Consider the following 13220-nt stretch of genomic DNA (forward strand, 5'->3'; position numbering starts at 1 on the left):
CTACGCACTAGCTGCTTAATAACCAGTGAATGCCGTTCGACCAGAGCCGTGCTTGTGCGTCTGGTATCGGGCGTCGACTCTCACAAGACCGTCTTGACGTATGCTTGGTACTGATAGACTAAAACTTAACAAGATCGCTTCTAGTTTTCCCTGTTCATCGGGTAGCTAGTAGTTAAATTAATAGATGAAATAAGCATGTAGAGCTGAAGGCAGAGGATTTGCGGACGCGGGTTCGATTCCCGCCGCCTCCACCAAAACAAAATAAACCACCTTTGGGTGGTTTTTTTGTGCGTGAAAATTACTCAAAATTAAACGTTATTCCTCGTTCCCACGCTCCCGCGTGGGAATGCCGGTGTGCTATGCTTTAGCTTCAGCAATGCTACGTAAAGGATTATGAGGCATGGGCCGAAGCCGCTATATATTTACCGATCCAATCCAACCACACTTTATGACCTTAACGGTATTAAATTGGATACCCGTTTTCACCCGCCCAGACACCGTCAATATTTTATTCGACTCTTTTCGATTCATGATGAATGAGGGGATGAATATATATGCCTACGTAATTCTTGAAAATCACCTGCATCTTATTGCCCAAAGCAAGCAACTAGATAAAGATATCGCACGATTTAAATCTTTTACTGCGCGTCGTTTAATTAGCTACCTTCAAGCTAATAGGATTCATACCATTCTGAAAGAGTTGGATTCCCATAAAAAAGCTCACAAAAACGATCGGGCCCATCAGTTCTGGCAGGAAGGTGTTCATCCAGAACTGATACAGGGCGAGGCAATGATGCGTCAAAAAATTGATTATATTCATCATAACCCGGTCAAACGGGGCTACGTGGATGAAGCTATTCATTGGCGCTATTCCAGTGCAAGAAATTATGCAGGAATGGATGGTCTGTTGGAGATTTGCCATGAATGGTGATACTGGTATAACTGACTGAGGTTCCCACGGGGGACCGTGGGAACCAGAATTACGGATGAGCAGTAGCGCCAGAACAGTAGAAGGACTGGCTGAGTATCAAAAGAGTTGAATCTCGTTCCCACGTTCCTGCGTGGGAATGCAAATCAGCTTTTCGGCAACTTCCAATCCGGCCGGATGTAATGACAGGTGTAGCCAGTTGGATAATGTTGCAGATAATCCTGGTGTTCGGGTTCGGCTTCCCAGAAATCACTTACGGGTTCAACTTCAGTAACGACTTTGCCGGGCCATATTCCTGATTGATTGATATCTTCAATAGTCTGACGCGCAATTTCTGCCTGTTCATCGCTGGTGTAATAAATGGCTGAACGATAACTCAAGCCACGATCATTGCCTTGTTGATTGGGTGTGGTTGGATCATGGATCTGGAAGAAAAACTCCAGTAACTGCCGATAAGTAATCTGCTGAGGATTGAAGATGATTTCAATGCCTTCAGCATGGGTGCCATGATTTGGATAAGTGGCATTCGGAATATCCCCGCCGGTATAGCCAACTCGTGAGGAGATAACACCGGGTAATTTACGAATTAAATCCTGCATACCCCAGAAGCAACCACCGGCCAGTACGGCGCGTTCGGTATTTGTCTCGCTCATTTAGCTTCTCCAAATGCTTCAGAAAACAGCTTTTTAAATTCGCCATAACCTTCAATATCAAGATCATCTACCGGAATAAATCGCAATGAAGCTGAGTTGATGCAATAACGCATACCACCGGCTTCTTCGGGACCATCGGGGAATACATGGCCAAGATGGCTGTCACCATGCACAGAGCGTACTTCAACACGGCGCATGCCCAGGTTGTCATCGAAGTTTTCACTTACATTTTCGCTTTGTACCGGACGGGTAAAACTTGGCCAGCCGGTGCCACTATCAAATTTATCAACCGATGCAAATAAAGGCTCCCCAGAAACGACATCCACATAAAGTCCAGCTTCGTGATTATCCCAATAGGCATTATCAAATGGCGGTTCGGTGCCACATTGTTGGGTGACGTAATGTTGTTCCGGGGTGAGTTGTTCAACGGCTGTTGGCGTTTTTTTGTAATCTTTCATGGGATTTGGCCTCTTTGCTTATTAGCTTGGATGTTTTTATAAACACTATAGGCAAATTACAGCGGTGTTTGTTCTTGTTTCTATTCAAAACTTAAATTAATTGGTCAATCAGACAGTTCGGTAATCTGAACTGCCTGTCTGCTTATCTAATTAAATACCCTGACCACCTGATGCTTCAATACGTTGTGCATTAATCCAGCCAGCTTCATCAGATAAGATTGCCGCCACTGCACCACCGATATCATCTGGCTGACCAACTCGGCCCAGAGCGGTAAGCTGGGCAATCTGATCATTAACTTCTTTGTTATCACGGACCATACCGCCACCAAAATCAGTTTCAATAGCGCCTGGTGCAATAGTATTGACCGCAATACGGCGCTCACCGAGTTCTTTAGCCAGATAGAGCGTAAGTAATTCAACCGCAGCTTTCATAATTGCATATGCCACAAATCCGGGGTAAGCCAATCGGGTTAAGCCTGATGATACATTCAAAATTCGGCCGCCGTCTTTGATCAATGGCAACAGTTTTTGGGTTAGGAAAAACGGCCCTTTGATATGTTCTTTGCTCATTTGATCAAAATCGGCTTCAGTGGTTTCTACAAAGGTTTTGTAAACACCTGTGCCTGCATTGTTAATTAGATAATCAAACTGTGTTTAATGCCAAGTTGATTGCAATGCCTCTTTAACCTTATTGCCAAAACCAGAAAAACTTTCTGAATTTCTGACATCTAGTTGTAATGCAACCGCTTTTCTTCCTTTCGCTTCGATGGCTTTTAACACCGTGTCTGCTTCTTGCTTATTGGCATAGTAGGTAACAATAATGTCACGACCTTGATCTGCCAGATGCAAAGCCATATTTTTGCCAAGCCCACGGCTGGCACCAGTGATAAGTACAATTTTTGTCATTATTAAACTCCTGATAAATCAAATTGATAGTGGGTTAGAAAGCATGACCATGACTAGTCACACTGCGGATAATCAACTCGCTTACATCGACTTCATCGGGTTGCGAAACAACATAAAGCACGGCATTGGCCACTGCTTCTGCGTTCAGTGACATGGTACGTAACTGCGCAACTAAACCAGCTGCAGTTTCATCCGTAATATCATGGCCCAATTCGGTAGTGGTGACGCCAGGGGAGAGGACAGTGACTCGCAGATTATTGGATTCCTGACGCAAGCCTTCGCTGATCGCTCGAACAGCATATTTACTGGCACAGTAAACAGCACAAGAGGATGCAACTGCCTGGGCACCAGTGGAAGCCGTGTTAATAATATGCCCATGGCCTTGCTCGTCCATAACGGGTAATACCGCTGCGATACCATTCAACACACCTTTAATATTGATATTGATGATGTTGTTCCATTCGTCCGTTTTTAACGCACGCATCGGTGCCAACGGCATAATGCCTGCGTTATTAAACATCACATCAACACGACCAAAGATGTCTTTGGCAAAGGCCACAAACTCGTTAACCTCATTGGCATTTGCTACATCCAGCTTACGATAGGCCGCTTGTCCACCAGCTTGTTGAATTTCACTGACAATGGTTTCAAGCCGATCGGTACGACGTGCCCCAAGCACAACAATGGCGCCATTCTGAGCAAGTACTTTGGCGGTGGCTTCGCCAATACCACTGCTGGCACCGGTGATTAATACCACTTTATTTTCTATATTCTTCATCCGTTATCTCCATTTGTTGTGTCTTAAGTGACTGTGCAAATGGTAGAGATGCATTAGAAATAGTTGGATACACAGAGCTACAACATGATTGCCTATTTCTACAACTGACTATATTTCAAGCGACTTATGCTTTTATAATCAGGTTAACTAACCCTCTGGGATATATAGAAAATGAATGATCATCAGCGCACAGAACTTGCCCAGTTAATTGATAAATTCTCTACGGAAGAAGGTATTCAAAGTACAGCGATCCCCGGTGTTAACTGCATCCGACTGACGGAAATTAATGATCGGTTACCGAGCGTTTACACCCCATCCCTATGCGTTATTGTGCAGGGCAAAAAGCGTGTGCTTCTGGAAGATGAAATCTATCAATACCAGCCTTCTGAATATCTGGTGGCCTCTGTAGATTTGCCGGTAATTGGTCAGGTGATCGAGGGGAGTAAAGACAAGCCATATCTGTGTCTGCAGATTGAGTTGGATTTGCATCAACTTGCTGAATTGATCGTGCAGGCACGTCTACCGGTTAATAATAAAGCGCCAAGCCAGCGCGGTATTTTTGTTGGGGATGTGGATGAATCATTAGGGGATGGTGTATTACGTCTTGCCCGTTTATTAGATGCACCGCAGGATATTGCATTGCTGGCACCCATGATTAAACGCGAAATTTATTACCGACTGCTCAAAGGACAATATGGCGAAGCAATTGCTCAGATGGCTCAAACCGGTAGTCATATGCAACGCATTTCAGCCGCGATTCAAGTTTTAAAAGCGGATTACAACAAACCGATCAAGATAGAGGAGCTGGCGAGCCACGTTGGCATGAGTGTTTCGTCATTTCATAGCCATTTCAAAGCAGTTACGGCGATGAGTCCGTTGCAATATCAAAAGCGATACAGATTGCTTGAAGCACGAAAAATCATGTTAGCCGAGATGCAAGATGCCGCCAGTACTGCTTACCGGGTTGGTTATGAGAGTGCATCACAATTCAGTCGTGAATACGGACGAATGTTTGGCCATCCACCCAAACGCGATATGGACATGCTGCAAAAGCAGTCAATTGCGTGACTCTGTGAACTCAGCTTAACGCCTGACAATCAGCAGCCACTACCTCAATACGACCAACATCTTCACTGTTCTTGTCTGAATATACATAAACAATTTTTGCACCGGCCTGCAGAACTGGTTGCATTTCCGCATTATTGCAAAGATTCGAGAGTAATTTTGGCTTGATATTCTCAAGCACAGCAGCCGAATCCACTTCTTCTATCGTCACCGTGGTCAAGGTATAAAAATAGGTGATCATATCGCCGGGGCCCGCCAACGCTTTTTCCAATCGGGTTTGATCATCAATTTTGATCGGTGCCTGTGCATTAATGAATACCTCAGCTTCCATAAAGCCTTCTTCAATAGATTGCTCGTCTGATAACTGCTGACCACTGTCAGTTGAGGTTGATGGCTCATTTCGATTATTTAAAACAATTGCCAAAATGATAACGAGCGGGATTAATCCGATAGCTAAAAGTAACTTCTTATTCATTATGCTGCCTAGGTTTTAATTGGAATTAGAGTAAAAGTTTAGTCGCAAGCATACCGGTGGCCTAGTGAAAAACATAATAACCTGTTTCTTTAACGTAATTCGAAAATACTTAACTCAGGCTGGGGACAGAACAATCTCATCCAAAGACCACCGATTAACAAGCTCATGAGATTCATTCCATGTGCTGAATCAACCCACTAATGAACACATCGATTGTCACGCTTATCACTCGTATTTGTTATCCTTGCCAGCTGCATAAAAGAGAGCGTAAGGATGCCGATAGCTGATTTTCAGACTGTGATGACGCCAGTGATCGAATTTTCGGAAACTGATTCTATTCTTGATGTTGCAAAGCTAGTGAATGATTTTGCAATTATTTTCAACGCAAAATATACACAGCAAAACTAAATCAACTTTGAATATTCATCTATTTCCAATCTCTCACTGGCAATGGCTTACCGGAAAATTTCGTCTTGAGCTCTCGCATGTTGGTCTGACGGTAAACCAAAGACATTTTAATTTTCCTGAGCCTGATCAGAGCTGTTCACTTCGTGAAACGGGCTTGTTGATTATTCTCGAATGGGGTGAAAAACAGTTCAGTTTTTTAAGACAGCATGGTTTACACGATTTTTTAACCTCAGCATTGCAACAACGGCTGGAGTTCTGGAAAGCGGAATATTTACCTATCTATCAGCGTCTGGCTGAGGCGGAAGCTTTATTTAGACGCGATATCAAAAACCATCAGCGTTATTTTCGTGCATCCCATATCAACATTCTCTTAGAAAAGTATCAGATCTATAAACCGGATTTCTCACATCTGCAGGCGTTTGATGAACTGGGATTGAATCGTGCAGCGGTGGATGGCCAGTTATATGAATTTCTGTTTCATACCAATGATTTTCAGCAGCGTTTCAATAATGGTTGGTGCCAATGGCAATTGGGTCAGAATCAACAGCTTTTTGATCAACTTGAGGCCCATCCCCTAACCGATAATCAACGTTTGGCCTGTGTCACGGATGAAGATGCAGTACTGGTAATTGCCGGCGCTGGAACCGGTAAAACCAGTACGATGGTCGCTAAAGCCAACTATCTGGTTGCCAATGGTTTGGCCAAACCTGAAGAGATTTTAATGCTGGCATTTGGTAGTGATGCCCGTGATGAATTGCAACAAAGAGCCGATGAGTATGCAGTTCTAACAGGATTAAAAGTCAGTACTTTTCATCAGGCTGGCAGACAAATCGTCAGTTTCTGTGAAGGGGCGACGACGGTGAGTGTACTGGCAACGGATGAACGTGAATATCAGAAGTTTGTGGATATTCAGATTGCTGAATTGTTAAAAACAGAGGGTATCCGCGATGATCTGAAACGTTTCTTTGGCAGTTATTTTTATCCGCAGCCAGATAATATCGCGTCTAAAACCTATGGTCAGTATCTGAAATATGTAAAAGATAATGAAATCAGATCGTTATCTGGTGTTTTAGTGAAAAGCTTTGAAGAGCTGGAAATCGCCAATTATCTTTACAGCAACGGTATCGCGTTTGAATATGAGCCAACTTATCGTTCTGCTGACAGTGAAGCGGGTCGAAAAGCCTATCAACCAGATTTTTATCTGACCGATTTGAATGTGTTTTTAGAGCATTTCGGGGTTGATAAAAATGGTCAGACGCGGGAAGGCATTGATGCTGAAAAGTATCAAAAAGAAATGCAATGGAAACGTGATGCTCACGAGAAAAACGGTACAACTTTATGGGAAACCTATAGTTGGCAATCGAAACTGGTGGGCGGCATCCCCAAGGTGTTGGATACCATGATTGTTAAACATTGCCAGCAAAACCAAATCGCACTGGAAAACGTTATTCAACCGCTTGCCTATGACCAGTTTTTCGCTCAGCTTGCCAAATTGAAATTGGATACCGGGTTTTCAAAACTGATGGCACAGTTTTTAAGTTTGTTCAAAGCGTCTGAAATGGGTGTTGATACCAAACAGATAAAAAAGATGAGCCCATATAATCAGACTCGTTGGGCCTTATTTCAAAAATTGTTCAACTGGGTATATGAACGTTACGAAGCGGTTCTGCATGCTAACGGTACTATCGATTTTGCTGACATGATCAGTCGGGCCACGTTTCATGCTCAGCAGGACTATTTTCATGCACACACCAAACAATCTTTTCGGTTGAAGTATCTATTAGTTGATGAGTTTCAGGACATATCGCCGATTCGGGCGTCTTTTATTAAATCGATCCGATCGGCGAACCCTGGCTGTGGTTTGATGGGCGTCGGTGATGACTGGCAGGCGATTTACCGTTTTACTGGCAGTGATGTCAGGCTTACCACGCAGTTTGAGCAGTTTTTCGGGGAGGCTGAAATTTTATCGCTGGATAAAACTTTTCGTTTTAATGATCGCATTGAAACTGTGGCTTCCAGTTTTGTGCAAAAGAATCCTCATCAGATTGCCAAACGGCTCAAGACGCACACAAAAAGCGATCAACGTGAAGTCCATATCATCACCGCAGCTAAAGAATCAGCGATTGAGCAGGCATTGGCACAAATACAGAATCAGCTGAATGGGCAAACCGCTTCGGTGATGTTTTTAGCTCGCTTTAAAAATTCATTACCGCCTTTAAAGCTCTATAAGTCACAGCACCGGAATCTGGTTTTTTCAGGCATGTCGGTGCATTCAGCCAAGGGAAAACAAGCCGATTTTGTGATCATTTTGGATGTTGTTAAAGGTAAATATGGATTTCCCTCTGAGGTGCAAACTGATCCGATGCTGGAGGTTCTTTTACCTTCGCTGGAAGATTTCCAACATGCCGAAGAGCGACGTTTGTTTTATGTGGCGTTAAGTCGGGCTAAAAATACCGTTTTTATTCAGACGCAATTGGGTTCGGAATCTAGCTTTATTAAAGAACTCAAAGACTTCAGTAAGGATGTCAGTGTGTCTTTAGCTGCCTTACAGAATCACTATTTTGAAGAGGTACGTTGCCCAAGCTGTCTGGAAGGCCAACTGGTGCCGATTGAAGGTCAGTATGGTTTGTTCTATGCATGTTCGCTGGGGAAAAACTATTGTCCGACCATCGTGAAAACATGTCCGGAATGCAGTAATGCACCCTTAGTGATGAATGAAACACACTATTTATGTGCATCACCTGAATGTGGCTTTAAAGCAGAGCGTTGTCCTGCCTGTGAAACGGGCATGCTAAAACAGCGGTTCAATTCCAAAACGCATCAGCCGTTTCTGGGGTGTACTAACTTTAGTAAGCGAGGTGATGAGAAATGCTCGTTTACGCGGGAAGTGTTGTCAGCAAATAAGGATAAAGCTAACTCACTGTAAAGATAATCGGGTTTCCCTCGGAGGACCGTGGGAACCAGAACTGACTTGAAGCTAGTCCTTAGATATGGCTCAAGGCTCGTTCCCATGCTCCTGCGTGGGAACGATGGTGCGTTTTATTTTTCTGCGGCAGAAAGTGCTTTATATTCCGCACACGCTTTATCTCGTTGAGTAGCGTGTTGTGGGCTTCTGGTTTGTCTGGCTTGCAATGTGAGCATGGAACAGGCTTGTTGAGCGTCCAGCAGCTCTGCTTCTCTGGCAGTTGGGATGGATATTTGTGCAATGGTCGGTTCATAACTGACAGCGGCTGAGCAGTACATATTTTCCAGTTTTGTATGTTTCCAGTGATTGCGCTTGTTGTTGGTGAGATGCGAGCAGGTTTCAGTAAAAAATGACTTGGCGGCAATTGTGCATTGGGAATAGTCAGAGACTAGTTCATGTTTTGTCATCGCGCAAACTGAGGCGGGTTTAATTTTCCAGAATTGATAGTGATAATCGATTTTATGAGCTTGATATTCAATAATTTGTGTCTGCAAATCTCCACCTAACACATCGGAAACATGTAATTGCATTCCGCCCGTGATGGCACTGAGAAAAACTGAAAACGCGACGCTGATTGACTCCATGTGCAGACCTCATCCAAATAGTATTGAAGACTTTACTTGAAACATGTCCTGATGTGATCAAAAAAGGCCAAACAAATCGCTTTGCTTGGCCTTTTTAATTTTTGATTGTCGACGAGTTTTTATCTAGCTTGCATACGTTCAATAGTTGAGGTCAATAAGCGGGTTAATTTATCTGTCGCGCCGGTAAATGCTTGTTTGATGGTAGCTGCATCATGGGTGACTACACTGGGTTGGCGGCCTTCGATTCGAGCTTCAATCAGGCAACGGATATCATCAGCACCACCACGGTTTTCACTGTTTTGATCGCTTAGATGTACTTCAACACGGGTGATATGGTCGTCAAACCGTTTTAGCGAATTCTGTAGTTCTTCACGAATAGAGTCTGTGAGGGTGTCATCGCCAGGGATGTGACGATCGGTATTAACTTGAATTTGCATGTAACCTCCATTGGGTGAAATAAAATCGCTATACAGTAATGACAGCTTTATTAAGCAAACATTCATCTAACATGACGATAACGCATAAATCATGATAAAGATAACTTGTTTGATGTCCTTTAACCTAAAGCAAGCCGGTTATGGACTAGATCTTAAATTAGGTTTACCCAGTGATTTTCCAATCTGAATGAGTTTGGAAGCAACATTTGTTGAGCGCGGAAGCGGATTAATTTAATCAAATTTTGTTTCCACAATCGGCTAAGGAAAAAGAACGTAAAGAATAAAGCATTTTTGAATTTGTTCAGCAGGTGTTCAGTTTCATGGGGCTATAACGGAATCGTAGCTATTGATTTAGCTTTCGTCCCGAATTTAAAGGAGTCATCCTATGAACAGATTAAAGACATTTCTCTCGATAAGTGCATTAAGCCTTGCCAGTTCCGTCAGTGTCGCCGTAGCTGAAAATAAAGAACTTGAGCACAAAAAAGTAGATAATTTGACGACTACCATTGTGGATAGTCAGCAAAATCAAACGAAACCAACTGACGCGATTTTCTGCAAAGAAACATCAGATAAATAAAAACAAATTCCATGACTGTTACCGATAGCGCACCTGTCGGTAACAGTTTTTTATTGTCTCGAAACAGCCAAAATTCCATATTTTCCTGTGTGGAGCCGTACTTAACGTAAGCACATCTTTGACTCGTTCACATCCTCCTGCTTGGGAAGCATAAATGGGGTTATTCAACCCAGTTTGATATTATGTTTCGGCTTTAATTATTGATAGTCCAAACATATGCCACATATTCTGCTCGACAAAACTCATCCACCCATTATTCAGGCCGCCATCAACTTAGGCGATTGGTTGCTTACGCTGGAAAATTTATCAGATGAAGATAAATCAGCAATTAAAGCGGTGCAGGATGCACTGAAAAAACTGCCTGAAATTGATGAGGATATTCTGGCGATGTATGGTTTCAGCATCGAACGGGGGGATGCTGATAATGGTTTGGTGCGAGGCTGGGATGTTTCACTGGAATATGCCGCCAATGATGCAGAGCAGCAGGTAGGTTTGGAGGTTTTCAGCTCTTATATACCGCTTCCAGACACGACTGATGCCGCGGTGTTAGCGGAAAAAAAACAGCGTGAAGTGTATTTTCACTGGCCAGTAGGTGATATCTGCAGTTTTATTAAAGCCGAACAGGCACAACAATGGATTGCCGATGTCAGTCAGCCATTGCAGTTTATCGAAGCCGGTGACAGGTTACGGATTGAGATCGTCTATCAACAGTTTTATGTTGAGCACGAATATCCACTTAGTTGAATCAAATCAAACTCTGCTGCCTAAGTAAGGCAACAGAGTTTGTTGAAATGGAAATAGATGTTTAATGCCGATAAATAGCGGCAACACCAGTTTTACCCGGCATTTGTTCTGGTGACAGGATCCACACTTCGCCACCCATTTTTTCGACTAATTCACCCAGATCGTCTAATACATCATCGACTTCAGGATGACTGAGTTTGGCCGTTTCCACTTGGCCTGTTTCAGGATCCAGCCGCCCTTCAATATGATGACCTTCTTCAATCATCAGGGTATCTACGCGTCCAATAGCTGCGGCAGCAGCAACTTGCTGTAAATCATCATGACCCAATTGATGTGCTTTGGCTTCGGAAAAGGCTTCAGCTAAAGCGGCTTGGCGTGCCAGATGCTGTGGTTCGACAATTTCCCAGATCCGTTGACGTAACTCATCCAACGTAAAGCCTTCGGGATTGGCGGCCAGACCTTCTTCCATCAGATAGGAGTTATGACTGACTTTATGGAATAAATGGTGATGCTCTTTTACCGATGCCAGGATCAATGGCAGTTGTGATTTTTTTGAAAAATGCTCGTGTACCTGTCTATCCACAAAGCGGAAAAAACGTTCATCATCCAGATCCAGAGTGTCTTTCCTGCCACCATGACCATGATGCATCGCGCCTTTCGCTCCTCCGACACCACCATAAGACGAAACCGAATGACGGGGATCGGTTAAATCATCTCCCAATGCTTCAGCGATGGTTTGTGGAATATCGTCAGCAATTTCGATTTCATCCAGCGTATCGCGATTACCCTCAAACAGACGGAATTTGTCACGACTAAGGGCTAATACCTGATAGCGATCAACTGCTTGCAGAAAACGGCGTAACGGTTTGATATGAAAGCTGTCTGCTGCAATTGCCTGTTCAGGCATGGTTTGTTGCAACAAATAAACACGGAAAAAACCCGGTGCAGCAAACACGGCCAAACCATCTTGCGTGTAGTTCCAGAATAAGGGATCGCGTGCCAGTTTTTCGAACGGCTCAAGTAATTTTTTGATTTCAGCCGAGGAGTATTGTTGTTGTAATGATTTATCCAGCACTTTCAGTAAATTACGAAAACGGATAGGGTCCTGCTGGTTATCCGGCATGGAACGATGAGTAGGCTGGTACAAAGATAAACACGGGGCATCATGAGATGCGGCTAATTCAGATAATGATTCTATGGTGAGTCTATCGGTCATGACTTCTCCTAAAGCGTAAGTGATTAGGTTTGGGTCTGAAAAAACGCAGAGGTGGGACAACTTAGAAATTTGGCGAATGCCAATAAGTTGATTCCATCCTAACAACAGGAGGCATGCTGTTCAACTTAAAAAAGCTTTATTTTTTAACTCGCTGAATTCTGTGATGAATTATTGAATGTGTATGTAATATTTTGTTATTTAAGTAAATATTGTTGGCTGGTGTTTTCAATCACATGGTCAGCCGACAGTGCTGGATTGTCCACGATAGCCCATTTCTAATGAGAGCAGGCATTGTTTGCGTTATAAAAACCATCATGGATTTTATGACTTTCTGACTAAACCCAGGTTATTTACAGATGGATGAGTTTGACTGAGGATTATCCTTCTCAATACAGGGAAATCAGTTCACTTGGAAAAATTCAGACAGCTGGGTTCGCGTTTAGTGAATTCAAAGCATATGTTGTGGGGCGTGGCGTTTGCTTCGTTTATGGAGTCGCTGATTGTACCGATCCCACTGGAAACAATCCTGATCCCATTAATGCAGGCTCGTCGGGAAATGCTGTGGGCCATCAGTGCTATGGCGTTATTGGGATGTATGGTTGGAGCGGCATTTGGATATGCCATCGGCTATTTTGTGTTTGATCTGCTCGGACAACAATTGATCGCCATGTTTTCGACGCCAGAGCAGTTTGAATCCATTCGCCAGCAGATTCATCTGCATGGTTTCTGGTATGTGTTGAGTGTGGGTATTACACCGATCCCATTTCAGATTGCCATGCTGGCGGCCGGGGCGACTGGTTATGCATTTTTGCTGTACATGTTGGCGACGACCATCTCTCGTGGTCTGCGTTATTTTGGTCTCGGTTTATTGGTATGTCTGTTTGGCAATCAGGCGCAAAACCTGTTTGAAGAACATAAAATCGGTGCATCGATTTTTATCATCGTATTGATTGGCCTTGTCTGGAGTTTGGTGTTATTTGGATAGTGAATTTTTCCTTGCCTGTTAGGGAGGCGATTCGTACACTT

Annotated in this window: 13 protein-coding genes, 1 other RNA gene and 1 pseudogene; 7 read left to right on the forward strand and 8 right to left on the reverse strand. The window is 43.5% G+C overall.

Annotated elements, in window-relative coordinates; genetic code table 11:
- Together ssrA and Q7V21_RS00200 are read left to right on the forward strand one after the other, a co-directional pair.
- Positions 1 to 254, forward strand: a transfer-messenger RNA (tmRNA) gene (gene ssrA, locus Q7V21_RS00195); the annotation flags it as partial.
- 194 nt (positions 255 to 448) lie between these two features.
- A complete protein-coding gene (locus tag Q7V21_RS00200) occupies positions 449 to 931 on the forward strand; it encodes a hypothetical protein (RefSeq protein WP_304915366.1) in 483 nt (160 codons plus the stop codon).
- A gap of 143 nt (positions 932 to 1074) precedes the next feature.
- On the opposite strand, the gene msrA is transcribed toward Q7V21_RS00200, so the two are convergent.
- From msrA to Q7V21_RS00220, 4 genes and pseudogenes are all read right to left on the reverse strand, one after another.
- A complete protein-coding gene (msrA, locus tag Q7V21_RS00205; RefSeq protein WP_304915367.1) occupies positions 1075 to 1581 on the reverse strand; it encodes a peptide-methionine (S)-S-oxide reductase MsrA in 507 nt (168 codons plus the stop codon).
- Positions 1578 to 2039, reverse strand: coding sequence for a peptide-methionine (R)-S-oxide reductase MsrB (gene msrB, locus Q7V21_RS00210; RefSeq protein WP_304915368.1), 462 nt, complete (start codon positions 2037 to 2039; stop codon positions 1578 to 1580). Before msrB ends, msrA begins: the two co-directional genes overlap by 4 nt.
- A 150-nt stretch (positions 2040 to 2189) precedes the next feature.
- A pseudogene (locus tag Q7V21_RS00215) lies at positions 2190 to 2945 on the reverse strand (SDR family NAD(P)-dependent oxidoreductase).
- 34 nt (positions 2946 to 2979) lie between these two features.
- Positions 2980 to 3723: an SDR family oxidoreductase gene (locus Q7V21_RS00220; RefSeq protein WP_304915369.1), complete on the reverse strand. Its 744-nt coding sequence runs from the start codon at positions 3721 to 3723 to the stop codon at positions 2980 to 2982.
- Positions 3724 to 3894: 171 nt separating this feature from the next.
- On the opposite strand from Q7V21_RS00220, the gene Q7V21_RS00225 reads away from it, so the two are divergent.
- Positions 3895 to 4791: an AraC family transcriptional regulator gene (locus Q7V21_RS00225; RefSeq protein WP_304915370.1), complete on the forward strand. Its 897-nt coding sequence runs from the start codon at positions 3895 to 3897 to the stop codon at positions 4789 to 4791.
- A gap of 10 nt (positions 4792 to 4801) precedes the next feature.
- On the opposite strand, the gene Q7V21_RS00230 is transcribed toward Q7V21_RS00225, so the two are convergent.
- Positions 4802 to 5263: a hypothetical protein gene (locus Q7V21_RS00230; RefSeq protein ID WP_304915371.1), complete on the reverse strand. Its 462-nt coding sequence runs from the start codon at positions 5261 to 5263 to the stop codon at positions 4802 to 4804.
- Positions 5264 to 5678: 415 nt separating this feature from the next.
- Between Q7V21_RS00230 and Q7V21_RS00235 the strand changes: the two genes are divergently transcribed.
- Positions 5679 to 8597 (forward strand): UvrD-helicase domain-containing protein, encoded by a 2919-nt coding sequence (locus Q7V21_RS00235; protein ID WP_304915372.1) that lies wholly within the window; start codon positions 5679 to 5681, stop codon positions 8595 to 8597.
- Positions 8598 to 8710: 113 nt separating this feature from the next.
- On the opposite strand, the gene Q7V21_RS00240 is transcribed toward Q7V21_RS00235, so the two are convergent.
- Both Q7V21_RS00240 and Q7V21_RS00245 read right to left on the reverse strand, forming a co-directional pair.
- Positions 8711 to 9220 carry a hypothetical protein gene (locus tag Q7V21_RS00240; RefSeq protein WP_304915373.1) on the reverse strand — a complete coding sequence of 170 codons (510 nt, stop codon included), beginning with the start codon at positions 9218 to 9220 and terminating at the stop codon, positions 8711 to 8713.
- Between the two features lie 119 nt (positions 9221 to 9339).
- Positions 9340 to 9657, reverse strand: coding sequence for an HPF/RaiA family ribosome-associated protein (locus Q7V21_RS00245; protein ID WP_304915374.1), 318 nt, complete (start codon positions 9655 to 9657; stop codon positions 9340 to 9342).
- A gap of 385 nt (positions 9658 to 10042) precedes the next feature.
- Here Q7V21_RS00245 and Q7V21_RS00250 point away from each other — a divergent pair, with 385 nt between their 5' ends.
- Positions 10043 to 10234 carry a hypothetical protein gene (locus Q7V21_RS00250; RefSeq protein ID WP_304915375.1) on the forward strand — a complete coding sequence of 64 codons (192 nt, stop codon included), beginning with the start codon at positions 10043 to 10045 and terminating at the stop codon, positions 10232 to 10234.
- 216 nt (positions 10235 to 10450) lie between these two features.
- A complete protein-coding gene (locus tag Q7V21_RS00255) occupies positions 10451 to 10978 on the forward strand; it encodes a hypothetical protein (protein WP_304915376.1) in 528 nt (175 codons plus the stop codon).
- Positions 10979 to 11039: 61 nt separating this feature from the next.
- Here Q7V21_RS00255 and Q7V21_RS00260 read toward each other — a convergent pair whose 3' ends face one another.
- Positions 11040 to 12194 carry a hypothetical protein gene (locus tag Q7V21_RS00260; protein WP_304915377.1) on the reverse strand — a complete coding sequence of 385 codons (1155 nt, stop codon included), beginning with the start codon at positions 12192 to 12194 and terminating at the stop codon, positions 11040 to 11042.
- 409 nt (positions 12195 to 12603) lie between these two features.
- On the opposite strand from Q7V21_RS00260, the gene Q7V21_RS00265 reads away from it, so the two are divergent.
- A complete protein-coding gene (locus Q7V21_RS00265) occupies positions 12604 to 13179 on the forward strand; it encodes a YqaA family protein (RefSeq protein ID WP_304915378.1) in 576 nt (191 codons plus the stop codon).
- Positions 13180 to 13220: the final 41 nt, after the last annotated feature.

The sequence above is a fragment of the Methylophaga sp. genome, from assembly GCF_030651745.1.

Bases quoted from the DNA above. Each gene is read 5' to 3' on its own strand.
- Q7V21_RS00200 (WP_304915366.1), top strand. From the start codon at position 449: ATGACCTTAACGGTATTAAATTGGATACCCGTTTTCACCCGCCCAGAC.
- msrA (WP_304915367.1), bottom strand. From the start codon at position 1,581: ATGAGCGAGACAAATACCGAACGCGCCGTACTGGCCGGTGGTTGCTTC.
- msrB (WP_304915368.1), bottom strand. From the start codon at position 2,039: ATGAAAGATTACAAAAAAACGCCAACAGCCGTTGAACAACTCACCCCG.
- Q7V21_RS00220 (WP_304915369.1), bottom strand. From the start codon at position 3,723: ATGAAGAATATAGAAAATAAAGTGGTATTAATCACCGGTGCCAGCAGT.
- Q7V21_RS00225 (WP_304915370.1), top strand. From the start codon at position 3,895: ATGAATGATCATCAGCGCACAGAACTTGCCCAGTTAATTGATAAATTC.
- Q7V21_RS00230 (WP_304915371.1), bottom strand. From the start codon at position 5,263: ATGAATAAGAAGTTACTTTTAGCTATCGGATTAATCCCGCTCGTTATC.
- Q7V21_RS00240 (WP_304915373.1), bottom strand. From the start codon at position 9,220: ATGGAGTCAATCAGCGTCGCGTTTTCAGTTTTTCTCAGTGCCATCACG.
- Q7V21_RS00245 (WP_304915374.1), bottom strand. From the start codon at position 9,657: ATGCAAATTCAAGTTAATACCGATCGTCACATCCCTGGCGATGACACC.
- Q7V21_RS00250 (WP_304915375.1), top strand. From the start codon at position 10,043: ATGAACAGATTAAAGACATTTCTCTCGATAAGTGCATTAAGCCTTGCC.
- Q7V21_RS00255 (WP_304915376.1), top strand. From the start codon at position 10,451: ATGCCACATATTCTGCTCGACAAAACTCATCCACCCATTATTCAGGCC.
- Q7V21_RS00260 (WP_304915377.1), bottom strand. From the start codon at position 12,194: ATGACCGATAGACTCACCATAGAATCATTATCTGAATTAGCCGCATCT.